26 protein-coding genes and 1 tRNA gene are annotated in these 23,971 nt (G+C 30.3%); 7 read left to right on the top strand and 20 right to left on the bottom strand.

The annotated features are described in order from the left end of the window. Positions 1-133: 133 nt before the first annotated feature. Complete coding sequence (locus F594_RS0104230) at positions 134-376, top strand: glutaredoxin family protein (protein ID WP_009345301.1); 243 nt, start codon at positions 134-136, stop codon at positions 374-376. A 32-nt stretch (positions 377-408) separates the two neighbouring features. Here F594_RS0104230 and mgtE read toward each other — a convergent pair whose 3' ends face one another. From mgtE to F594_RS0104190, 8 genes are all read right to left on the bottom strand, one after another. After that, positions 409-1,767: a magnesium transporter gene (gene mgtE / locus F594_RS0104225; protein WP_004824444.1), complete on the bottom strand. Its 1,359-nt coding sequence runs from the start codon at positions 1,765-1,767 to the stop codon at positions 409-411. Between the two features lie 10 nt (positions 1,768-1,777). Then, positions 1,778-2,305 carry an NYN domain-containing protein gene (locus tag F594_RS0104220; protein ID WP_019034658.1) on the bottom strand — a complete coding sequence of 176 codons (528 nt, stop codon included), beginning with the start codon at positions 2,303-2,305 and terminating at the stop codon, positions 1,778-1,780. Then, the gene (rlmB, locus tag F594_RS0104215) at positions 2,305-3,009 is read right to left on the bottom strand and encodes a 23S rRNA (guanosine(2251)-2'-O)-methyltransferase RlmB (protein WP_019034657.1); all 705 of its coding nucleotides are present in this window, start codon (positions 3,007-3,009) and stop codon (positions 2,305-2,307) included. The genes F594_RS0104220 and rlmB overlap by 1 nt, the downstream gene beginning before the upstream one ends. Then, positions 3,006-3,773 (bottom strand): FAD-dependent thymidylate synthase, encoded by a 768-nt coding sequence (thyX, locus tag F594_RS0104210; RefSeq protein ID WP_019034656.1) that lies wholly within the window; start codon positions 3,771-3,773, stop codon positions 3,006-3,008. Before thyX ends, rlmB begins: the two co-directional genes overlap by 4 nt. Beyond that, positions 3,770-4,183 carry a Mini-ribonuclease 3 gene (locus F594_RS0104205; protein WP_019034655.1) on the bottom strand — a complete coding sequence of 138 codons (414 nt, stop codon included), beginning with the start codon at positions 4,181-4,183 and terminating at the stop codon, positions 3,770-3,772. The genes thyX and F594_RS0104205 overlap by 4 nt, the downstream gene beginning before the upstream one ends. After that, positions 4,168-5,571: a cysteine--tRNA ligase gene (gene cysS, locus F594_RS0104200; protein ID WP_019034654.1), complete on the bottom strand. Its 1,404-nt coding sequence runs from the start codon at positions 5,569-5,571 to the stop codon at positions 4,168-4,170. The genes F594_RS0104205 and cysS overlap by 16 nt, the downstream gene beginning before the upstream one ends. 29 nt (positions 5,572-5,600) lie before the next feature. Beyond that, the gene (locus F594_RS0104195; protein WP_004824430.1) at positions 5,601-6,104 is read right to left on the bottom strand and encodes an NUDIX hydrolase; all 504 of its coding nucleotides are present in this window, start codon (positions 6,102-6,104) and stop codon (positions 5,601-5,603) included. An 80-nt stretch (positions 6,105-6,184) separates the two neighbouring features. Continuing rightward, positions 6,185-6,709 carry a GNAT family N-acetyltransferase gene (locus F594_RS0104190; RefSeq protein ID WP_019034653.1) on the bottom strand — a complete coding sequence of 175 codons (525 nt, stop codon included), beginning with the start codon at positions 6,707-6,709 and terminating at the stop codon, positions 6,185-6,187. A gap of 126 nt (positions 6,710-6,835) precedes the next feature. On the opposite strand from F594_RS0104190, the gene F594_RS0104185 reads away from it, so the two are divergent. Beyond that, positions 6,836-7,798 carry an L-lactate dehydrogenase gene (locus tag F594_RS0104185; protein WP_004824449.1) on the top strand — a complete coding sequence of 321 codons (963 nt, stop codon included), beginning with the start codon at positions 6,836-6,838 and terminating at the stop codon, positions 7,796-7,798. 188 nt (positions 7,799-7,986) lie between these two features. Here F594_RS0104185 and F594_RS0104180 read toward each other — a convergent pair whose 3' ends face one another. The 11 genes from F594_RS0104180 to F594_RS0104130 all read right to left on the bottom strand — a co-directional run bounded on the left by F594_RS0104180 (position 7,987) and on the right by F594_RS0104130 (position 20,333). Then, the gene (locus F594_RS0104180) at positions 7,987-8,682 is read right to left on the bottom strand and encodes an ABC transporter ATP-binding protein (RefSeq protein WP_019034652.1); all 696 of its coding nucleotides are present in this window, start codon (positions 8,680-8,682) and stop codon (positions 7,987-7,989) included. Beyond that, on the bottom strand, positions 8,675-9,448 hold the full coding sequence (locus F594_RS0104175; RefSeq protein WP_004824447.1) for an ABC transporter ATP-binding protein: 774 nt from the start codon (positions 9,446-9,448) through the stop codon (positions 8,675-8,677). The genes F594_RS0104180 and F594_RS0104175 overlap by 8 nt, the downstream gene beginning before the upstream one ends. Beyond that, the gene (locus tag F594_RS0104170; protein WP_019034651.1) at positions 9,441-10,436 is read right to left on the bottom strand and encodes a branched-chain amino acid ABC transporter permease; all 996 of its coding nucleotides are present in this window, start codon (positions 10,434-10,436) and stop codon (positions 9,441-9,443) included. Before F594_RS0104170 ends, F594_RS0104175 begins: the two co-directional genes overlap by 8 nt. 2 nt (positions 10,437-10,438) lie before the next feature. After that, positions 10,439-11,326, bottom strand: coding sequence for a branched-chain amino acid ABC transporter permease (locus F594_RS0104165; RefSeq protein ID WP_019034650.1), 888 nt, complete (start codon positions 11,324-11,326; stop codon positions 10,439-10,441). A 41-nt stretch (positions 11,327-11,367) separates the two neighbouring features. After that, positions 11,368-12,534 (bottom strand): ABC transporter substrate-binding protein, encoded by a 1,167-nt coding sequence (locus F594_RS0104160; protein ID WP_019034649.1) that lies wholly within the window; start codon positions 12,532-12,534, stop codon positions 11,368-11,370. A gap of 250 nt (positions 12,535-12,784) precedes the next feature. Continuing rightward, positions 12,785-14,392, bottom strand: a complete 1,608-nt coding sequence (locus tag F594_RS0104155) for a CTP synthase (RefSeq protein WP_019034648.1) — start codon at positions 14,390-14,392, stop codon at positions 12,785-12,787. Positions 14,393-14,400: 8 nt separating this feature from the next. Next, entirely contained in the window at positions 14,401-16,476 is a 2,076-nt protein-coding gene (locus tag F594_RS0104150; protein ID WP_019034647.1) for a glutamine synthetase III, read from the bottom strand. A 189-nt stretch (positions 16,477-16,665) separates the two neighbouring features. Further along, positions 16,666-17,778, bottom strand: coding sequence for a metal ABC transporter permease (locus F594_RS0104145; RefSeq protein WP_004824450.1), 1,113 nt, complete (start codon positions 17,776-17,778; stop codon positions 16,666-16,668). After that, the gene (locus tag F594_RS0104140; RefSeq protein ID WP_019034646.1) at positions 17,775-18,656 is read right to left on the bottom strand and encodes a metal ABC transporter permease; all 882 of its coding nucleotides are present in this window, start codon (positions 18,654-18,656) and stop codon (positions 17,775-17,777) included. The genes F594_RS0104145 and F594_RS0104140 overlap by 4 nt, the downstream gene beginning before the upstream one ends. Then, complete coding sequence (locus F594_RS0104135) at positions 18,649-19,371, bottom strand: metal ABC transporter ATP-binding protein (RefSeq protein WP_019034645.1); 723 nt, start codon at positions 19,369-19,371, stop codon at positions 18,649-18,651. The genes F594_RS0104140 and F594_RS0104135 overlap by 8 nt, the downstream gene beginning before the upstream one ends. 8 nt (positions 19,372-19,379) lie before the next feature. Next, the gene (locus tag F594_RS0104130; protein WP_019034644.1) at positions 19,380-20,333 is read right to left on the bottom strand and encodes a metal ABC transporter solute-binding protein, Zn/Mn family; all 954 of its coding nucleotides are present in this window, start codon (positions 20,331-20,333) and stop codon (positions 19,380-19,382) included. Between the two features lie 191 nt (positions 20,334-20,524). On the opposite strand from F594_RS0104130, the gene F594_RS0104125 reads away from it, so the two are divergent. Beyond that, a tRNA-Pro gene (locus F594_RS0104125) sits at positions 20,525-20,601 on the top strand. Between the two features lie 8 nt (positions 20,602-20,609). On the opposite strand, the gene F594_RS0104120 is transcribed toward F594_RS0104125, so the two are convergent. Then, the gene (locus F594_RS0104120) at positions 20,610-21,134 is read right to left on the bottom strand and encodes a guanylate kinase (protein ID WP_019034643.1); all 525 of its coding nucleotides are present in this window, start codon (positions 21,132-21,134) and stop codon (positions 20,610-20,612) included. A 105-nt stretch (positions 21,135-21,239) separates the two neighbouring features. On the opposite strand from F594_RS0104120, the gene F594_RS0104115 reads away from it, so the two are divergent. Genes F594_RS0104115 through F594_RS0104100 form a run of 4 tightly spaced genes read left to right on the top strand, consistent with a single transcriptional unit; the run spans position 21,240 to position 23,880 of the window. After that, positions 21,240-22,307 carry an ABC transporter substrate-binding protein gene (locus F594_RS0104115; RefSeq protein ID WP_019034642.1) on the top strand — a complete coding sequence of 356 codons (1,068 nt, stop codon included), beginning with the start codon at positions 21,240-21,242 and terminating at the stop codon, positions 22,305-22,307. Next, positions 22,279-23,019, top strand: coding sequence for an ABC transporter permease (locus F594_RS0104110; protein WP_019034641.1), 741 nt, complete (start codon positions 22,279-22,281; stop codon positions 23,017-23,019). Before F594_RS0104115 ends, F594_RS0104110 begins: the two co-directional genes overlap by 29 nt. Continuing rightward, positions 23,016-23,591, top strand: coding sequence for an ATP-binding cassette domain-containing protein (locus F594_RS0104105; RefSeq protein WP_019034640.1), 576 nt, complete (start codon positions 23,016-23,018; stop codon positions 23,589-23,591). Before F594_RS0104110 ends, F594_RS0104105 begins: the two co-directional genes overlap by 4 nt. Continuing rightward, positions 23,578-23,880 carry a cupin domain-containing protein gene (locus F594_RS0104100; RefSeq protein WP_019034639.1) on the top strand — a complete coding sequence of 101 codons (303 nt, stop codon included), beginning with the start codon at positions 23,578-23,580 and terminating at the stop codon, positions 23,878-23,880. The genes F594_RS0104105 and F594_RS0104100 overlap by 14 nt, the downstream gene beginning before the upstream one ends. Positions 23,881-23,971 lie beyond the last annotated feature (91 nt).

Raw genomic sequence — 23,971 nt, 5'->3', positions numbered from 1 at the left:
TCAAAGGCTATTATACCAAAAAATATAAGTAATTAAAATATTTGTGTTTCCATAAAAGTTTTAAGTAAGTCCTTAGATAATACTTTTTTAAAAGTGCTTTTCTTGGGTAATAATTTATTAAGGAGGGATTTTTTTGGAAAACTTAAGATTATTTGTTGGCACTACTTGCCCCTTTTGCAAAAAAGTTGAAGACTACATTGAAAAAAATAACATCAGTGGTGTGGAATTAATTAATATTGATAAGGATAAAGAAGCTCGCAACTACTTAATAGAAAATGGTGGTAAAAAACAAGTTCCTTGTCTATTTATCGGTGAAGAAGCTCTTTACGAATCATTAGATATTATTTCCTACTTAAAGGATAAGTTTAATAAATAAATCATCAAAACCCGGCTAAGTGCCGGGTTATTTTATATTCCAAGTATAATTGATGCTAAGCCAAAATAAATAACTAAAACTACAGAGTCAATAATAGTTGTTATTAAAGCCGATGCCATAATGGCAGGGTCGAGATTAATTCTTTCAGCAAATAATGGAAGAATTGCTCCCATTAATTTTGAAAGAATTACTGTACATAAAATAGTTAAAGAAACTAAAAACGAAATTTTTATATCAGCCTGTGTAAAGATCAATAATCTTAAAAAATTCACTGCTGAAAGCACAACACCACAAATTACACCAACTCTAAATTCTTTAAATATTACAGCAACTCCATCCCTTAATCCAATTTCTCCAGTAGCTATTGCTCTTATTACTACTGTTGATGATTGAGAACCTGAATTTCCTCCTGTGTCTGTTATCATTGGTATAAATGAGGACAAAATCAAAAACTGACTCAAAATAAAATTATATTTTGTAATTATCCCAGAAGTTAATGTTGCAGAAATCATAAGAATAAGAAGCCATGGTATTCTATTTTTTGCCAGTTGCCATGGAGTTTGGTCCAAATATTCATCTTCAGATGGATTAATAGCTGCCATCTTGTGAATATCTTCTGTCGCTTCATCTTCAACAATATCCATGACATCATCGAATGTTATAATACCACAAAGTCTATGCTCTCTATCTACAACAGGAATTGCTATATAACCATATCTTGTGAAAGCTTGAGCAACTTCTTCCTTATCATCAGATGTAGAAAAGTAAACCAGATCAGTTTCCATAATATCATTTATCAAAGCATCCTTATCCGCCACCACAAGAGTTCTTAAGGAAACAAATCCTAACAATTGCTTATACTCACTTTCTACATAACAGGTATAAATAATTTCTTTATCTTTTCCAAATTCTTTTATATGATCTAAGGCTTCTGCTACAGTCCAATCTCTTTTTAAAGAGACATATTCTATGGTCATTATGGAACCGGCTGAATTTTTATCATACATCAAAAATTTATTTATCTCTGTTCTTTCTTCTGGAGTTGATTTCTGAAGAACTTTTGTAACAACATTAGCAGGCATTTCTTCCAAGATATCAATCATATCATCAAAATCAAGTTCATCTAGGATTTCTTCAAGCTCGCTGTTATTAATCTTATTTATTATTCTCTTTTGGTCATAGGGTTCCATAAAAGAGAATACTTCAGCACCCTTTTCTTTAGCCAACATTCTGAAACAAATTAAAAGATAAGTATCTTCCATATCTTCAATTATTTCAGCGGTGTCAACCACATTCAAGTCTGCTAGAATATTTTTAAGTTCAGTAAGTCTTTTCTCATCTACCATCTCAACGAACTTTTCTCTATATTCTGCATATTCTTGATAATTCATTTCACATCACCTACTTTAAATTATTTTTTAAATCTTTAAGTTTTTTTATATCATTCTTATCAAAGGAAGATAAATTTTTTTCTTTGAGTTTTTTCTGTAGATTTTTGGTAACTTTTTTTGAGTTTTCAATCTCCGCTAAAAGTTCTCTTGCAGAAATTCTTGTTCCTCCCCTTGAAAGAATAATTTCTTGAATTGTAGCATCAGATGTGGCAACTCTAACATTTCTAAGTCTGCCTATCATATCAAGCTCTCTTTCAATATAATGGTCTGCCCTCTCATTTTCCTTAGTAAAAACAATAACTATACCATCTTTTTTATAAATTTTTCCACCAGAACCCTTAACTAAATAGGCATCAAAGACAAGAATTATCTTTTCTTTCGTAAAATGAGAAAATTCAATCATTTTATCTATAAAACAAATTCTTGAATCTTCAAGATTTATATCCTTTAATTTAACTAAATCCGGCCAAAAATTTATCATATTATAAGCATCTACAAATAGATAATTTTTATCTTTTTCATACCTAATTCTATACATTACCTTATCACTTCATACATAATTATTCCTGCTGCAACAGAAGCATTTAGAGAATCAAATTCTGATAAATTCGGAATTTTTACCTTAAAATCTGAAGCTTTTATTAAATTATCGCTTATTCCCTTTCCTTCATTTCCTATGATTATGGCAACTTTACCTGAAAAATCTACATCTTTTATATTATCTCCTTCAAGAAGAGCTGCATAAATCCAAAAACCTGATTTTTTTAATTTTTCTATAGTTTGGCTTAGGTTTGTAACCTGACATATATTTACATTATCAACTGCCCCTTGAGAAGTTTTATAAACAGTATCATTAACTAAGGCTTCCCTATGTTTTGGGATAATTATTCCGTCAAAATTAAAAAATAAGGCACTTCTTGCTATGGCTCCTAAATTGTGGGGATCTTCCATCTTATCTAAAATTAATAGACGAAATTCTTTTTTGTCCTTATTTTCATCCAATAATTCTTGAAAATCTTTGTATTCATAACCGCTCACAAGAGCCACGACTCCCTGATGATTTTTTCCTGGAGCCATTTTGTCTAGCCTATCCTTTGAAAGGCTTGAGATTAGAACTTTTTTTTCTTTTGCCATAGCCTTTATTTTAATGATTGAGCCTTCATGAGAGGCTAAATAAATTTTATCTACTTTATTATTTTTTAAGGCCTCTATAACAGGTCCTCTTCCGTAAATGTAACTCATTTTTCACCTAAATTCTTAAAAAATTCTCTGACTTCTTTTGCTTTTCCACAAGTCATTTTTCCTTCTGGACAAGGTCCATAAACACAACCTGGTCCTGCATTCTTAAACAAAATTGGAGAAATCTCTTTTAACTGTCTAAGCATTTCTGTAGCCATCTGTCTTATTTCCCACTGAGCCCTATTGCAACATCTAAGTGATAAGAAGTGTAAAAGGGTCCTTACATTCATTGTGAAAACAATTTTTGTTTCACAAGCATTAGGGAAAACATATCTGGCATCTTCTATTGATTGTTTTTCAACTTTTTTTCTTGCCTTATCCTTGTCAAGTCCCATCTCTATATATTCTTTTGAATTTTCTTCAATTAAAATTTCCACTAAATCATCATAGGCTTTTTGATCTTCTTCCATAGTCCTGATAAAAATTTCCTTAGCCTTGGGATTTTTTTCAATTTGTGGTGGAACTATATACTCAAAATGATTTAATCTTACATACCTTTGAGATTGTTGAGAGTATGAAGCAATTCTGTGCCTTACAAGTTGATGAGTCAAAGTTCTTGATACTCCTTCTACTGCAAAGGTAAAAGATGCATGTTCAAGAGGTGACATATGAGAAAAACCCATAAGCATATTTAAAAATTTATTTGTAGAATCTTCATCTAGTTTTTCTGAAATCTCATCTACACCCACTCTTGAATAACAAAGTTTGGCACTTTTCGCTATAGTTTCTTCAGGAAATTCAGTATGAGCAATTATTTTGACTTTCAATTTATCATCTCCCCAAAAATTTCTACCAGTCTATCAAGCCTATCAAGTAAATATAAATATCCGAAAAGAGCCTCAAGACCCGTCGCTTCCATGTAGTCGCCAAGTGTTTGATTTTTTGCAACAGTATGAGGTTTAGAATTTTTACCCCTATTATACACGCCCAATTCTTCTTCACTCAGGCTTTGCAAAACTTTCTCTATCAATTCTTTTTGACCCTTTGCCTGAACATATTTTATACTTTTAGTATGAAGTTTATGGGCGGGGATATTTCCCTTTAAAACCATAGTTCTCACTAAAAGCTCAAAAACTGCATCTCCCACATAGGCTAGGGCAAGAGAATTTAGCTCTTTTATGGACTTTTCATCATAAATTTTACCAAAAGCTAAAAAGTCTTTTAAAGTCTTTTCCACTCAATACCCTTTCTGGTATCTTTAATTTCTATACCCTTTTCTAACAATTCATCTCTAATCTCATCAGCTCTTTTAAAGTCCTTATTTTTTCGTGCATCTTCTCTTTCTTTGATAAGATTTAAAATTTCTTCATCTAAATCATCACAATTTTTTTCTCTTTCCATGATACCCAAAATTTTAGTCAAAGTTTTTAATAAAGACATTCCTTCTTCCAATAATTTTTTTGCAGAATTTTCATCTAAATTAACATTTATATCTTTAACTAAATCAAATATAGCTGTAATAGCATCTGCGGTATTTAAATCATCTTCCATAGCTTTTTCAAAGCTTTGTCTATGAGTTTGGAATTTTTCTTCTATTTTCTTTTCATCTTCTGTCAAATCTCTTTCTTTTGAAAGTTCAATGTCTTTTTCAAGTTTATATTTAGCATTATAAAGCCTTTCAAGTGCATTTTTTGTTTGATTCATGACTTCCCTTGAAAAATTAATTGGTGCCCTATAAGAAGTTGTAAGAAGGAAAAATCTAAGTATTTCTAAATCATATTCTTTTGACACTTCTCTAACTGTAAAGAAGTTTCCCTTTGATTTACTCATCTTTTCGTTATTTACAGTTATCATTCCATTGTGAAGCCAAAATCTTGCAAAAGGTGCATCATTACACGTTTCAGATTGGGCAATTTCATTTTCATGGTGAGGAAATTTTAAATCTTCGCCACCTGTGTGGATATCTATAGTATCTCCTAAAAGTGTTTTTGCCATGACTGAACATTCAATGTGCCAACCTGGTCTTCCTTCTCCCCATGGTGCTTTCCAATATGGCTCATTTTCTTTCTTATTTTTCCAAAGAGCAAAGTCATAAGGATTTCTTTTTAAATCTGAAACATCTACACGAGAACCCGCTCTTAAATCTTCAATCTTTTTTCCTGAAAGTTTGCCATATTCTTTGTCATAATTCACATCAAAATAAACATCACCTGATGAAACATAAGCCGCACCCTTGTCTATTAAAGTTTGTATAAAACTAATCATCTGATCTACAACATGAGTAGCACGAGGATTTATTGTTTGGTAATCATAAAGACCAAGGGCACTTGCATCTTTTTTAAACTCTTCTATATATTTTTCAGCTATTTGTTCAGTTGTTTTGTTCTCTTCATTGGCACGATTAATTATCTTATCATCTATATCTGTAAAGTTAAGCACAAATTTTACATCCAAACCTTTATATAGAAAATATCTTCTAAGAGTGTCAAAAACAACAATAGGTCTTGCATTTCCAACGTGAATATAATTATAGACAGTAGGTCCGCAATTATACATTGTTACTTTTCCACTATTAATTGGATAAAATTCTTCTTTTTTACCAGTCAAAGAATTAAAAAGCTTCATAAATTTCCTCCTATAAAAAAACGCCTCAATTAGAGACGATTATTTTTAATTTTGTCAAAAAAATCTTTGTAATAAGATAAAGAAATAAAAATTTTCTTGTCTATCATTTGGAAAATTTCTTCTTCTGTAGCTAGAGCCACATCCATGACCTCTTCTTTTTGCAAAGTTAAATCTTCTAAATCTATATCTTTTCTAACTAAGAAAATATGAAAAATAAAATTTTTGCCGGTAACTATCCTTTTTAGCCTAATCTCTTCAATAGGTATATCTATACCCAGCTCCTCAAAAAATTCTCTTTTCATTCCTTCTTTGCTAGTTTCCCCACTGATGCAGGAACCACCTGCAGAGCAATACCACATACCAGGAAAACTCGATTTTTCTAAAGATCTTCTCTGAATAATAAATTTTTTATCAGACCTATAAATCCAACCTTCAGATATCAAATGATACTGGCCCTTTCTCATGGGCATACCTTTTTTTATTACTTTATGCTTTAATTTTCCCTTCTTATTATAAAGATCCCAATACTCCAAGGTTCATCTCCTCATAATTATTTTACACTATATAGACTTTTAATTAAAGATAATTATTAACAGACCCTCACTTTTTCTTTCTAAGCTTGTAAGATTGAATAAATTTTAAAAGACACATACTGACCCTTTCTAAAAAATAATTCTCTCAAAGTTCCTTCATAAGTCATTAGGCATTTTTCCATAACTTTTTGTGATGCAATATTTCTCACATCAGCCATGGCTTCTATTCTGTGAATATTTTTCTTTTCAAATAAATATTTTATAAATTCTTTGCAAGCTTCAGTCATATAACCCTTGGACCAATAATTTTTATTTAAAACATATCCAAGCTCTGCACACCTATCTTTTGAATTTGTTTGTCTAATCCTTCCTTCAATAATTCCTATTACTTTTTTATCTTCCTTGTGATATATAGCAAATCTTGGCACTTTTTCATCTTGAACTGAGAAAATTTTTAAAATTTCTTCAGCATCTTTAACACCTTTATAAGAATCCCAAGTCAAAAATTTTGTCACTTGGTCATCTTTTCCATATTCATATAAATCATAAGCATCATCAGGAATTGGCAGTCTTAAAATAAGCCTTTGGCAATAAAGTTTTTCCATATATACACCTCTTATATATAATAAAATTTTATAGTAATATAATGTTTTATAATATTTTATAAAATCCTTTTGACGAAATCAATCAATAAGGGTATAATTATCTCGCAACATTAGGAGGTATAAAAGATGATTAAAAACCCAAATTTTAAAGTAATTTTAGTTGGAGATGGCTCTGTAGGTTCAAGCTTTGCTTTTGCAATGACTTTAAAGGGTCTAGGTAGAGAATTAGGAATTATTGACATCAATAAGAAAAAAACTATTGGCGATGCAATGGATTTAAATCCTGTTTTAACATACAATTCTACAAAACTTATTTATTCAGCCGATTACAGCGATTGTAAGGATGCAGATCTTGTAGTTATTACATCAGGTGCTCCACAAAAACCAGGCGAAACAAGACTTCAATTAGTTGATAAAAACTTAAAAATTATAAAAGATGTTGTAGATAATATTATGAAGTCAGGTTTTGATGGATTATTCTTAGTTGCAGCAAACCCTGTTGATATTTTATCTTATGCTGTTAAAGAATTCAGTGGATTCCCAAGAGAACGTGTTATTTCTTCAGGTACATCCCTTGACTCTGCAAGATTCTGTGATGAAATTTCTAGATTTGTTGGTGTTGATCGTCGTGACATCACAGCATATATTATGGGTGAACACGGAGATTCTTCTTTTCCATGTTGGTCAAACGCAAATATTGCCGGTAAAAAAGCTACTGAATGGATTGCAGAAAAAACTGATGATTTAGAAGCTGCAAAAGAAAAAATTTATACAAATGTTCGTGACGTTGCTTACAGAATCATTGAAAATAAAGGTGCAACTTACTACGGAGTTGCCACTGTTTTAGCTAGAATTTGTAGACATATTATTGAAGATTCTCATTCTATAATAACAGTTGGTGCTTGCCTTGAAGGTGAATACGGCTTAAGTGGAGTTTATATGGGAACGCCTTGTGTTATTGGACGTAACGGAATAGAAAAAATAATTGAAGTTGAACTTGATGAAAAAGAAAAAGAACTTATGGAAAAATCTTTTAAGGCTTTAAAAGAAGTTCAAGATAAGGGAATGGCAAAAGTTAGAGAAAACTAATTAAAATTCAAAAATTAATAATTTTAAATTTGGGACTTTCCTATGGGATCGTCCCATTTTTATTATAGATTTTATTTGACTTATTTATATTTTTAATATCAAATTTGTACCAGTATTTAGAAATTAATTTTTTTTAAAAATATTCTCAAAAAAAAGATTATTAACCTAAAAGATTAATAATCTTAAACTTATTCTCCTAAATATGCTGTTTTTATTGTTGGGTCATTCTTAAGTTCTTTAGCGCTACCTTCTTTTACAATTTTTCCTGTTTCTAATACATAGGCCCTATCAGATACTTCAAGTGCTAGATTTGCATTTTGTTCAACTAACAGCATGGTAATTTTTTCTTCTCTTAACATTTCTATTACTTTGAAAATTTTTTCAACATATAAGGGTGAAAGACCCATGGAAGGTTCATCTAGAAGTAAAAGTTTAGGTCTTGACATTAAAGCTCTACCCATAGCAAGCATCTGTTGTTCTCCACCAGATAAAGTTCCTGCTAACTGATTTTTTCTTTCTTCTAGTATTGGGAACATTTGATAAATTCTATTTAAAATTTTTGTATTATCTTCCTTTATTAAAAAAGAACCCAGATGCAAATTATCATAAACTGAAAGACCAGTAAATACTCTTCTTCCTTCTGGAACTTGTGCAATACCAAGTGCTGTAATTTGATTAGCTTTTAATTTTGAAATATTATTTCCCATAAATTCTAATTTTCCACTTTTAGGGATTAAACCTGATATGCTTTGCAAGGTTGTGGTTTTACCTGCACCATTTGCACCAACAAGGCATATTGTTTCTCCCTCTTCTACGTGAAAATTGATTTCTTTTATAGCATGAATATTTCCATAATATACATCTAATTTATTTACCTTAAGCACCTCTGACACCTCCCAAATAAGCTTCTACAACTTTAGGATTATTAATTACTTCTTTTGGATCTCCTTGATGCAAGATTTGACCATAGTTTAATACCATAAGTCTTTGACATATTCCAAGAACAAGTTTCATATCATGTTCTATTAACAATATTGTTATGTTAAATTTATCTCTTATTAAATTAATGGTTTCCATCAGTTCTTCAGTTTCTTTCGGATTCATGCCTGCTGCTGGTTCATCTAATAATAGAAGAGATGGTTTTGTTGCCATTGCTCTTGCAATTTCAAGTTTTCTTTGTTGACCATAAGATAAGGATTCAGCAGGTAATGACCAATATCTGTCTAAATCAAATATTTTAAGCATTTCAATTGCTTTTTCATTGATTTCATTTTCTTCTTTCCAATATTTTGGAAGTCTAAACATCCCAGTAAAAACTCCATAAGACATCTGTCTATTAGATGCAACTTTTACATTTTCAAGCACAGTCATCTTTTGAAAAAGCCTTATATTTTGAAAAGTTCTGGCTATTCCCATTTTTACAATTTTATAAACTCCCAAACCGCTTATTTTTGAACCGTTAAGAAAAATTTCTCCTTCTGTTGGATTGTAAACACCTGTGATCATATTAAAAACAGTAGTTTTTCCTGCACCATTAGGACCTATAAGACCTAAAAGTTCTCCTTTTTCTATTGTAAGGTTAAATTTATTTACAGCCTTTAAACCACCAAATTCTATGCCTACATCTTTGCATTCCAAAACTTTATTCATGTTCATCACCCTTCGCTCTTAAAAATTTTCTCTTATCCGAGCTAGTTATAATATCAAAAACTTTATGAAGTGAGAATTCTTTTCTTCCCAACAAACCAACTGGTCTAAATATCATCATAACTATCAATACTAATGAGTAAATTACCATTCTATATGAAGCAAATGACCTCAAAATTTCAGGAATTATAGTAAGAACTGTTGCTGAAATTACAGAACCGGTAAAAGAACCCATACCTCCTAGTACAACCATAACTAAAATATCGAAAGATTTGTTATAGTCAAAAATTTTAGCATCAATTACCCCAATATTTTGTGCATAAATGGCTCCAGCAAGACCAGCAAAAAAAGCTGAAAGTGAAAAAGCAAAAGTTTTGTAAAATGTTACATTTATGCCAGATGCTTCAGATGCTATTTCATCTTCTCTTATAGATAAGACCGCCCTGCCATGTCTACTTGTCATGACAGAATACATTAAGGTTACGCATATTATCATGATTACATAGATGATATCAAAACTTTTCATCATTGGAATGCCGCTTAAACCTTGTGCTCCACCTGTAAAATTAAAATATTCTATCAAAACTCTTATAATTTCACCAAAGGCAAGAGTTACAATAGCTAAATAATCTCCTTTTAATCTTAAGGCAGGTAAACCAATAATAATTCCAAAAATAAATGCAACGAATCCACCAAAGAAAAGGCTCAATATATATCCTGCCATTCCTGGAACAATAGCTGATTTTGCAAATAAAGCTGCACTATATGCACCAATTGACATAAATCCAGCATGACCAAGGGTGATTTGACCCAAGTTACCTACTGTTATATTTAAAGATGTAGCTAAAATTATGTTAATAGCTACCATTCTCAAAACAGTTAATGAATATCTATTTATAATTCCTTGTCTATTTAAAAATAAAATTATTCCATAAAGACCTATTAAAAGTAAAAAAGCTAATATATAAGTTAATATATTTTTTCTTTTCATGCCTACACCTTTTCCTTTACATTTTTCCCTAAAAGACCTGTTGGTTTAATTAAAAGTACAATTATAAGAATGGAAAATACAATAGCATCTGCAAGTTTTGATGATAGATAAGCACGTGTCAAAGCTTCAACTATTCCAAGTAATAGTCCACCTATAACTGCACCTGGAACTAAACCTATTCCACCAATAACTGCTGCTGTAAAAGCTTTTATTCCAAGCATTGAACCCATTAAAGGCTGAGCTTGTGCATAAGTGCCCATATATAAGACTGCCGCAACTCCTGCAAGAGCCGAACCAATTCCAAAAGTTAATACCATAGCATTATCAACATTTATGCCTACAAGTTGTGCAGCTTTAGAATCTTCAGATGTGGCAATTAAAGCTTTTCCCATCTTAGTTCTAGTCATAAAATATTGAAGTGCTACTGTTAAAATTGCAGTTATCACTATGGTTATAAGAGAAATAAAAGGAATTTCTAATGAGACTAATTTTACTATCTGAGTTTTAAATAAAGATTGAGTAGACATAGCTCCAGCACCAAAAAATAACATTACAATGTTTTGTAAAAATAATGAAACGCCTATAGCTGTAATTAAATTTGAAATTCTTGGAGAATTTCTTAGAGGTCTGTAAGCTACCCTTTCAATGAAAAGTCCTAAAATTGTGCATAAAATAACCGCTGGTATAATTGATAACCACAAGGGTGCACCAATTTTTGCTAAACATAATGTTGTTGAAAAGACAACAGTATAAGCACCTATCATTATTATTTCACCATGAGCAAAATTTATTAATAAGGCAATACCATATACCATTGTGTATCCCAAAGCTACTAGAGCATAGATTGAGCCAAGGGAAAGCCCGTTTATTATTTGTAATATGAATCCCATAATACCTCCAAAAAAAGGGCAGTAAACCTGCCCACTTTTTATTATTCTACAAATGAATCTAAAACATATTGTCCGTTTTTTATAGTTAAGATTGCACTAGATTTGATAGGATTATTATTCTCATCAAATTTAAGTGAGCCTGTAACTCCATCAGTTGTAGTATTTTTCAAAGCTTCTATAACATCTTCATGCTTTAGTGATTTTGCATTCTCAAAAGCATTTTTATAAACATAAACGGCATCATAACCTAAGGCTGAGAAAGCAGATGGATCTTCATTGTATTTTTTTCTATAATTTGTAACAAAATTCTTAACAACTTCTTTTTGGTCATCAACATAATAATGGTTAGTAAAATAACAATTTTCAAGTATTTTGTCATCACCTTGTGCTACTGTTGAAAGCACTCCATCCCATCCATCAGGTCCAAGAATTTTTGCGTTAATTCCTAAATCAGCAACTTGTTTTGCAATTACAACATCATTTTCATAATAATCTGGAACAAGTATTACTTCAGGATTTTTTGACTTTATATTTGTAAGCTGAACTTTAAAATCTTTATCTGTAGCTCCATATCCTTCATCAGCTACAACTTGAATTCCTTTTTCTTTAGCTTGCTTAATGAAAGCATCAGCAACTCCATTTGAATAGTCTGAAGAAGTGTTTCTTAAAACTGCTGCAGATTTTACCTTCAAATTATTTGAAGCGAAATTTGCAAGTATAACTCCTTGACCAGGGTCTGTAAAGCAAATTCTAAATACGTTAGGTTTTCCTTCTGTAATTGAATTCATTGTTCCTGTAGGGGTAATAATTGGCATATTATCCTCTTGTGAATTTTCAGCAATTGCCAAAGATGGTTTTGATGTAACAGCACCTATGATACCATCAGCACCTTCTTCAACATATCTAGAATATAAATTCATAGCTTCAGTTGAATCTCCCTTATCATCACCAGTTGCATAATTAATTTTTTTACCGTTTATTCCGCCAGCCTCATTAATTTCATCTATGGCAAGTTTTATTCCGTTTTCAGTTGTTTTTCCATAAATAGCAACGGCTCCTGTCTTTGGTCCCATACTTCTTAAAATAATTTCATCAGACGAGTCTTTTCCTTGTTCGCCCTTACTTGCTTCATTGACATTATCAGTAGTACCACATGCTGTTAAAACTAGCATAAAGGCTAATAATGCAAATAAAATTTTCTTTTTCATAATTTTCCCCCCATTTTTAAAAAAATTTTTCCTAATTATAACACTATTTTTGACCAATTAGAAGATATATTTTTAAATTTTAAAAAGTTCAACTGTTTAATTTATATATTTATAGAGTTAAAGTTTAAATTGATAATATGTTATATAGATAATAGTGTCCCTCTTACTGGTAATTAAGCCCGATAGAGTTTAAATAAAATATTTTTGAAATAAAAAATGCAGGAGATAAATCCTGCAAATTAAATTATTTTTATTTATTTATTTGTTTTTTATTTTCAATACTTGCTCTTATAAATCCGTTAAATAATGGGTGAATTTTTGTAGGTCTTGATTTGAATTCCGGATGAAATTGGCAAGCTAAGAAAAATGGATGGTCTTTACACTCTATTATTTCTACAAGATCTAAATCTTCATTTATACCAGAAAATTCTACCCCTGCTTTTCTTACAAGGCCTCTGAAGTCATTATTAAATTCATACCTATGTCTGTGACGTTCTTCAATTTTTTCCTTACCATACAATTTTCTTGCCAAAGTATTTTCTTCTAATGAGCATGGAAAATTACCAAGTCTTAGAGTTCCTCCTATGTTTTCTACAGATTTTTGATTTTCCAATAAATCTATTATTGGATATGGTGTTTCTGGATTAATTTCTGTAGATGAGGCTCCTTTAAGCCCTAATTTATTTCTAGCTATGTCAATAAGTGCTATTTGTAAACCGTAGCAGATTCCAAAGTAAGGAATTTTGTTTTCTCTTGCAAATTTTGAAGTTAAAATCATTCCTTCAGTTCCTCTTTGACCAAAACCACCAGGAACTATAATTCCATTTACTCCTTGTAAAATTGATGTATCTTTTTCAACATCTTCAGAATCTATCCATTTTATTTTTACCTTGTATCCATTTTCATATCCTGCATCAAATAAAGCTTGAGTTACTGATAAGTACGCATCATGAAGGCTAACATACTTTCCTACAAGAGCTATATTTAATTCTCCCTTGGCTTTCTTAAATCTTTCTACCATTTTGGACCATTTGTATTCAGATTTTTTTTGATTTTTTAAGTCCAGTTTATTTAAAATATATTCATCAAGACCTTGCCTATGAAAAACAATTGGTACTTCATAGATAAGCTCAGCATTTTCAGATTGAACTATAGCCTCCATAGGAACATCACAAAACAGTGAAATTTTTTCTTTTATTGATTCAGTTATTACCCCGTTTGATCTAATTATTATTACATCAGTCTTTATTCCGTTTGACATTAATTCCTTAAATGAATGTTGGGTAGGTTTTGTTTTTAATTCGTCAGAGCCTGGTATATTTGGTACTAAAACCGTATGAACGAATAAAACATCTTCAATTTTATTTTCTGAGTGAATTTGTCTAATGGCTTCTAAAAAAGGTAGAGATTCAATATCTCCAACAGTTCCACCAATTTCTGTTATCACAACATCTGCCTTTGATTCTTTTGCAGCTTTATAAACTGAATTTTTTATAGCATCAGTTATATGAGGAATAACTTGAACCGTTGCACCATTATAATCTCCTCTTCTTTCCCTTGCTATAACTTTTGAATATATCTTTCCTGTAGTTATGCTTGCTTCCTTAGTAAGTTCCTCATCAATGAATCTTTCATAATGACCTAAGTCAAGGTCTGTTTCTGCTCCATCATAGGTTACAAAAACTTCTCCATGTTGATAAGGACTCATTGTTCCTGGGTCAATATTTAGATATGGGTCAAATTTTTGCATAAAAACGCTCAGACCTCTATCTTTTAAAAGCCTTCCAATAGAAGCTGCAGAAATTCCCTTGCCTATTCCTGAAACAACTCCTCCTGTTACAAAAATATATTTTGTCATATTTCCTCCTAATCTAATGAATTAAACATATCTTCATAAGTGGGAAGATTTAAATTCTTCCTACTTATTAAAACTTCAACTTTATCAGAAACTTCTCTTATATCTAGCACTTTTTCGTGCAAATCATTTTGTGTGAATTTAGCCTTGTCTTCTAAATTTTCAATCTTAACAGCGTGTTCATAAGAAAGTTTTAAATCAAAATATTTATTATATAAATCACTTAAACAATTATTAATTGTATCATATATTTTCTTTAATTCCTTGTTTTCAGTAAATTTTAAAATCTCTTCTATATCTCTAAGCTCACTTTGCAAAGATTGGCAGATATCCTTAGTCAGCATAGAAAGAAGTGTCTTAACTTCAAGTAAATTATAATTAATAATTTCCTTACATGAAATTTCATATAAAGCTCTCAATTCATTAGAGGTAAAGATATTTGAATCAATAAAAATCTTTTTCAAATCCAAATTTTTTGCATCTAAAAGGGCTTCTAAATAATTTTTGTGATTTTTTAATCCTCTTTTTATAGCTTCTTCTTTCCATTCTTTTGAATAATTATCGCCTGAATAAACAATATCTCCATGTTTTTTCATAACATCTTTAATAATTTCAAGAACTTTTTTTCTCAAATTAATCTTGTCATCTTTATAAGGCATAAGTATATCTTTCATTTCACCCAAAACTTCAGCCATTGCTGCATTAAGACATATATTAATATCAGAAGCATTTTTTGAAGAACCAAGCATTCTAAATTCAAACTTATTTCCTGTAAAAGACATGGCAGAAGTCCTATTTCTGTCAGATGCATCAAGAGGTATGTCCTTTAAAGAGTAGGCTCTAAATTTACTTTTTGAATCATTACTATACTCTTCATCATCCCTGATGGCATTAAATAAATCTTCCAAATCAGATCCCAAAAATACGGAAATAATTGCCGGTGGAGCTTCAAGACCACCTAATCTGTAGTCATTTGACGGAGAAGATGAGCATAATCTAAGCAAAGTTTGATATTTATGGCAAACTTTTATAATAGCTGCTGTAAAAAGTAGAAAAACATTGTTATTGTAGGGGTCTTCGCCTGGTTCAAAGCAGTTAAGACCATAGTTTGTAGTTATAGAATAATTGTTATGCTTACCACTACCATTTACTCCATCAAAGGGCTTTTCATGTAGTAGACATACCATACCATGCTTTAAAGCTTCTTCTTTTAAAATATTCATGCATAAAAGGTTATCGTCAATTGCTACATTGGCATTTTCAAAAATACTTGCCAACTCAAATTGCAATGGTGCATTTTCATTATGTTCTGTTTTTGAATAAATGCCCAGTTCCCAAAGCCTTTTATCTACATCCTTATAAAATTCTTCTACTCTTTTTGGAATTTGACCAAAATATCTATCCTCAAACTCTTGACCCTTTGGTGATGGGGCTCCCACGAGAGTTCTTCCAATGTTTATAAGATCAGATCTTTTATCATAAAGTTTTTTATCAACTAAGAAAAATTCTTGTTCCAAACCAACCTTAACACGCATCCTGTAAGCGTGAGTATCTGAAAATAAATTTACAATATCCCTTCCTACATCAGATAGAATATTGCAAGAATCCAAAAGAGGTCCTCTCTTGTCAAGTTTTTCTCCATAATAAGACATGAAAATTGTTGGAATATATAAAACATTTCCAATAATAAAAGAATTTGCAGTTAAATCCCAGTAAGTGTAGCCTCTTGCTTCAAAGGTTGAACGCATACCTCCAGATGGGAAAGATGAAGCATCAGGCTCTCCTTTTATTAATTCTTTTCCAGAAAATCTTTCAATAGGATCTCCGTCAACTGTCCTATCTAAAAATGCTACATATTTTTTTGCAGTATGACCATTTAAGGGTTGAAACCAATGTGCAAAATGTGTTGCTCCATTTGCAATAGCCCAATCTTTCATGGCATGAGCAATGGCATCAGCACTCTCCTTATCTAAATCTTTTTCTACCCTTTGAGCATCTTTCCATTTTAAGTATATTGGATAAGGTAGTTTTTCTTTCATCTTTTCCTTATTAAAAACTTTAACTCCAAAATTTTCAGTGGTCTTCATTCATTATCCTCCTACAATTAGATTCCCTTCATACCATCCTAGTAAAATATTGTGGACGTTTGAGAAACTTGCCTATTAACAATAAAAAATGGCAGAAATTATTTCTGCCATTATGAAAAAAACTTCTTCGGTTTTTTTTTATTTTATTGCTTTTTTTATTCTTTGTCAAGATATTAATTGGTTAAATCCCTAACATAAATTATAATCTCTTAAAAGTTCCCTGTATTTTTCAACACCTTTAGTATTTAAATTATACATTTTTTTCTTACAATCTCTATCTATGTAAGATTTTTTTGTTAAATACTCCAAAACTTTTTCTAAAGTTTTATTATCCCAGTTCAGATAAGTATTTATTGTTGCAAAACCAAGCTTATTTTGAGCATCTTCTTCTTGTGCACTATCACCAATATAGATTAAAAGCAGATGAATTTTTACTAATTGTTTATTTTTTCGTCTTAGAAAAATTTCTGTTATCAAACCTCTTTTGTTAAATAATAGAACTAAGAAAAATAAGATTCCTGATACTGTGGCAGTCATCCCTGCCATTGATACATTAAAGGCATATCCAAAAATAAAACCTAAATAAGAACTTATTAAAGAAAATAAAGCAGATAAAATTAATAAATTTTTTAATTTCGTTGTTAATAAAAATGCAGTAGCACCTGGAACTATGAAAAAGGATATAACTAATATTGCCCCGACTGAGTCAAAGGATACAACCGCTGTTAAAGAACTTAGTGCCATTAAAGAGTAAAATAACATTAAAGAAGAAAATCCACTTATTGTTGAAAAATCCGGATCAAAAGTTGTAAGTTTAAGCTCTTTATAAAATACAGTAATAAAAGTTAAATTAATAAGTAAAATTAAACTTGATGATATTAGTGCCTTTGGAACTTCTATAGATAAAATATTTACAGTATTTAAAGGTGCTAAAATAACTTCTCCCATCAAAACAACATCAGTGTCTATATGAACATTTCTTGCATATTTAGATATAAGTATTACAGCCAATGAAAAGAATAAGGGGAAGATTATTCCGACTGCATCATCATTTTTAACAAGACCTGTACTCGATAAAGTTTCAATGGCAAAAACAGTTAAAAGACCAAATATTGCTGCTCCTATTATTAGAAAATTAGATGAAATATCACCACAGACAAAATATGCTAAAACTATTCCCAAAAGAACACTGTGACTTATGGCATCGGTTACCATAGATAAATTTCTAAAAATTAAAAAAACTCCAATCAGACTACAGGACAAAGAAGTCATAAAAAGTATTAAAAAAATCATTTTATTCATTTATATTTGCTCCTTTTCCTATAAGTTGCCAAATACCCTTTAGGTCCGAATATCAGAGATAAAAATGCGAGTATTGTCATAGTTACAATAATAGTCGGTCCTGTGCTCATTCCTGAATAAACTGTTGAAATATAAGTTCCTGTGACGGCAGAAAATCCTCCCACAAAAGATGCGATTACCATAACTTTAAAAAAATTATTAGACCATTGCAAGGCAGTTATAGCTGGTACAATTAAAAGAGAAGAAATTAAAATCGCCCCAACAAGCTTTAAGCCTGCACCAATAACACTCATAGAACATAGCATAATAATCCCATAAACTATCTTACAATTTATGCCTATACTTTGAGCATAAACTTCATCAAAAACAAAAAGTTTAATCTCCTTGTAAAAAATTCCAATAAGTAGTAATGATAATAAAGAAATTATAGATATGAGTTTCACATCCGCCATAAGCATATACGCAGCTTGACCAAAAATATAATTTTGCAAGCCAGATTGTGAAGCTTTAAGAAAATTGGGATTTCCTTGAATATAGGATTTCAAAACCATACCCATACCAAAAAAAGTTGATAAAACGACGGCTAAAATTGTATCTAGGCTGATTTTTGTATTTTTATTTACAATTTGTATCAATATAAAAGCTATAGACCCGGAAAAAATTGCTCCCAAAAGAAGAATTAAAGGCTCTCTTCTTTCAAATAAAATAAAAGCAAGTACAAGTCCTGGAAAACTGCTATGCCCTATTGCATCTCCAATTAAAGATTGACCCTTTAAAACTGTAATAGTTCCAAGACTTGCAGCCGCAATTGATAAAAATAAGGTTCCTAAAGCTACAACTAAAAATGCATAAGAACTTATAACTTCATATTTAAACAAGAAATTCCCCTCCAAAAGCCATCTCAATATATTCGCTTGTAAAAACATTATTTACAAGACCCTGAGCAATTATTCTTTTGTTAATAATTACCAAATGGTCAAAATATTTTTTTATAGTATTTAAATCATGATGAACAACTATAGAGGTTTTTCCCATTTTTTGTGAATCCCTCAAAAATTCCATGATAATTCCTTCAGTTTTTTTATCAACACCTGCCAAAGGTTCATCCATAAAATATATATTTGCATCAGATGCAATTGCTCTTGCAATAAAAACTCTTTGCTTTTGACCTCCCGAAAGCTGTGATATCTGCCTATCTCTATATTGACTTAAACCTATTTTTTCTATTGCATCAAGGGCTTTTTTCTTATCGCTTTTATTAGGTCTTTTAATCCAACCACAATGAACATATCGCCCCATTAAAACCACATCAAAAACCGTTGTTGGAAAATCCCAATTAACAGAAGAAGATTGAGGTATATAAGCAATTTCTTTCTTCACATCCTTCAAGTTTTTGCCTTCAATCTCAATCTTCCCGGAAAGGATTTTTTTTAAACCTAAAATACCTTTTAAAAGAGTAGATTTCCCTGCTCCATTAGGTCCAACTATGGCGGTAATAGAATTCTTTACAAAATCTATATTATTATCCCATAATACAGGTTTGTCATTATAAGCAATAGTTAAATTCTTTACACTTATAACTGTATCCTTCATTATTTCACCTATTTTAAATTATCTACAATCAAATCAACATTATGTTTATACATATCTATATAATTATCACCATCTTGACCAGATGGAGCTAAAGAATCGGAAAATAATTCATTTCCATCTCCAGATACAACTTTCACATCAAATCCTTTAGACTTACACATTTCTTTTAACTTTTCCATCCTTGCAGGGTCAGTTGTTGATTCTGCAAATATTGCCGGTACTTTATGTTCAACAATAAAATTAGCAGTGCTTTCAATATCCTTATTTGCAACTTCTGAATCAGTAGAAACACCTTGTGGTGCAACAACTTTTATATTGTATGCTCTTGAAAAATAATTAAATGCATCATGGGGAGTTATAAGATATCTTGAGCTTTCTTTGATTTCTCCAAGCCTTTTCTTATTATAAGCATCTAAATCATCAAGTTTTTTCAAATAATTTTGTAAATTTTTATCAATATCTTCTTTATGTTCTGGTACAAGTTCATCTAAGGCTTTTGCAGCATTTTCACAGGCAAGTTTATATAAAGAAATATCAAACCAAAAATGCGGATCTACAATAGTTTTTCCACCTTCATCCATTTGTCCGATTTTATCCTTAGGAAAATTAGCCGATAAATCTACGCCATTTTTTTCTAAGATATCAACCATCTTTCCTTCAAAATGAAGACCATGAAACAAAACTAAATCGGCATTTGTAATTTTTTCAACATCCTTAGTTTTTGGAATATAAAGATGTGGATCTTCTCCTGCTGGAATTACCATGTCAACATCAACATAATCTCCAGCCAAAACTTTGGTCATATCATATAAAAATGATGTTGTTGTAGTTACCATCTTTTTAGATTCTGCAACTTCAGTTTTTTGTGAATCGCTAGTATTAGCTTTATTTGTATTGTCTTTTGATTGTGCACAAGCTGTTAAACCTATCAATAAGACAAAAAGTAATAATAATTTTTTCATATAACCTCCAAAATAAATTTAGGCATAATTATTAAGTTAGCCTAACCTAACAGAATTATATAATAAAAATCATTACCATTCAATCTTTTTTTTACAAAAAAATAGGATATCTTTAAAAGATCCTACTCTTAACATCTGCCTTATTTTAAAATTGCAATTACAAGTTTTTTATTGTAAAATATAAAACGTATCGGGGTGTAGCGCAGCTTGGTAGCGCGCATGGTTCGGGACCATGAAGCCGGAGGTTCAAATCCTCTCACTCCGACCATTTTTATATCATGAATTTTTTATTATTTTTAATACTTCATTTAATGTATAATCTTCACTTTTATCTGCACTTATCTTATAATCACACATAGATGAAAAATCAAATACTTCTTTCATTCTTTTTTTTATCGTTTCTTCATTTTCGTTTCTAATTTCTAATCTTTTTTCTCTAGTACTATCATCCAAATCAAGATAAATACATTTAGCTTTTGGTATTAACTTTTTTATCTTCTCAAGTCCATTTTGGTCAACTATTATTATCATTGGATTTTTTGATTTTTCCGCTTTTTCTAAGTCGCTTTTTAATGTTCCATAAAAATTTCCCGCATACTTTGTCGGTCCAATAAATTCATCGTTATTATATCTTTTTAGAAATTCTTCTCTGTCAATAAAAAAATAATCAACACCATGGATTTCACCAGGTCTTTTTGGTCTTGTCGTGTAAGTTATAATTCTATTGTACCCACGGTCTTTTAAATCTTTAGCTAAGGTGGATTTCCCACTTCCAGAATTACCTACTATAATATAAAGCATCTATGCCTCCCTTGTTCTTTTCATTTTAGTATAGCATAATTTTGAAAAAATTTTGAAACTTTGTGCTATACTAGAGTTAAATATTTTAAAAATAGGGAGTGTATTATGAAAAAGAAATTATATTCATTATTTACTATTTTTCTAATTTCAACACTTATGCTTACAGCCTGTGGTCAAGGAGCAAATAGTGCAAATTCTAAGGAAAATAACAAAAACACAGCAATTGCTGCTGTAAACAATAAAAAAGATACAGAAGAAAACAAATCTACTGATGAAAGCTCAAAGGTAGATATAAAACTTGGAGCTTTGAAAGGACCTACATCTTTAGGTTTAGTAAAACTTTTTGATGATTCCGATAATAAGAATGCATCAAATAATTACAATTATGAAATTTTCAACTCACCCGATGAAGTTGTAACAAAAATTGTAAAGGGAGAACTTGACTTAGCAGCAGTTCCTGCTAACTTAGCAGCAGTTTTATACCAAAAAACTCAAGGAAAAATTAAAGTTTTAAATATTAATACTCTTGGTGTTTTATATATTGCATCAAAGCAAGATATAAAATCACTAGATGACTTAAAAGGAAAAACAATTATAACTTCAGGTAAAGGTGCAACACCGGAATATGCTTTAAGATATGTATTAAAACAATCAGGTATTGACCCCGACAAAGACCTTACAATTGATTTTAAATCTGAACATACAGAAGTAGTCGGTGCTTTAGCAGCCGATGAAAATGCTATTGTAATGCTTCCAGAACCATTTTTAACTGTTGCAAAAACTAAAGTCCAAGGCTTAAAAACCAACCTTTCTTTAACTGATATTTGGGATAAATTACCTGGAGATTCTCAACTTGTAACAGGCGTAATGATTGGAAGAAGTGATTTTATTGATGAAAACAAAGATGCAGTTAATAGTTTCTTAGAAGAATACAAAAAATCTGTAGAATATGTCAATAAAAATACAGAAGAAGCCGCAAAATTATCTGAAAAATATGATATAGTAAAAGCTCCAATTGCCCAAAAAGCAATTCCTTCTTGCAATATTCATTTTGTAAGCGGTGATGAAATGCAAAAAGTTTTAAGCGCATACTTAAAAACACTTTTTGACCAAGATCCAAAAGCAGTAGGAGGTAAACTGCCTGATGAAAACTTCTACTACAAAGAAGCTTAAAAAATTTTCAGTTGCAATATTTTGGATAGTAATTTGGCAAATTTTTGCCCTATTAATTAATGAGGAGATACTGATTGTATCTCCTTTTAAAGTTTTCTTAAAAACCTTAGAGAATTTACAAGATAAAACTTTTTACCTTGCTATTTTTAATACAAGTTGGAAAATTCTTATGGGATTTTTGTTAGGACTTTTTATAGGAGTTATACTTAGCTTTATCTCATATAAATTCAAGACATTTAAAGATTTTATATATCCTCTAGTCCAATTTATAAAATCTGTACCTGTAGTTTCATTTATAATGCTACTGTTGATGTTTTTAAATTCTAAATACTTATCTGTATTTATACCTGCAATTATGAGTTTTGCGATTTTTTATACAAATATTCTAGAAGGTCTACTTTCCATAGATTATAAGATTTTAGAAATGGCAAAAATTTTTTCCATATCAACTAAAAATAAGCTTAAATATATATATCTTCACTCCTTAAAATCCTATCTTTATTCAGGTGCATCTCTTGCCATGGGCATCTCCTTTAAAGCTGGACTTTCAGCCGAGGTAATCGGAATAGCCGATAAGACTATTGGTAGAATGCTCTATGAATCAAAAGTTTATTTAGATATAGCAAATCTTTTTTCTTATACCTTTGTGGCAATGATAATAGCCATAATTTTTGAAAAAATCATCCTTTTCATCTTAAGGAGGTTCTTATGATAGTATCTTTAAAAAATATTTATAAATCATTTAAGAATAAAAAAGTATTTGAAAACTTTTCGTTGGAAATTGGAGAAAACGAAAAAGTAGCCATTATTGGTAAAACAGGTGTGGGTAAAACTACACTTATAAATTTAATACTAAAAAATATAGAAGCTGATAAGGGGCAAGTTTTTGTAACAGATAAAATATCTGTAGTCTTTCAAGAAAATAGGCTTTTAGAAGATTTTACCGCATATGAAAATTTAAATATTATTTGTCCCATGACTAAAGAAAAATGCGAAGAATATTTATCTCTTATGAAATTAGATGGAAATGCAGATACCCTGGTCAAAAATTTATCAGGAGGTATGAAAAGAAGGCTTGCACTTTTAAGAGCCTTAATTTATCCTTGCCAACTTCTAATTTTAGATGAAGCAGTAAGAGAAATTGATGATGAAACTAGAAAAGTAATACTTGATAGCATAAAATTATTTTTAGATAAGAAGACACTCATTTACATCAGCCACGACTACGATGACATAAAAAAATTAGGAATAGAAAGGGTAATTAATTTAGATGAGAAGATTTAATATATTTGAAAATGTACATTTTTCTGAAGATAAAGAAATAGAAGAAATTATTTTTGAAAATCAAAACATAAAAGCTATAAGAATAGTGTCCTTAAACCAAAAGACAGATTTTATGAAAGAAGAAAATTTGGAACTTGTCCTTGTTGCAAGAGGAAAAGCTAAATTATTAATTAATGATGAAATTATAGACTTAAAAGAAGGAGATTTCTTAGAAATACCAGCCCACACTTCCCACAAAATAATCGAACAAGAAAATGTAATTTGGTATTGTATATTTTCGAAAAAATAATAATACAAAAGTTGAATTTACTTGATGATTAAATAAAAATTACTTATGATTTCTTATAAGTTCTATTTATTTTAGAAATATTATATAAAAT

This window comes from Peptoniphilus lacrimalis DSM 7455, from assembly GCF_000378725.1.
GTDB lineage: Bacteria > Bacillota > Clostridia > Tissierellales > Peptoniphilaceae > Peptoniphilus_A > Peptoniphilus_A lacrimalis.
The sequence above is the reverse complement of the archived record's forward strand: the minus strand, read 5'-3'. Positions and strand labels throughout refer to the sequence as shown.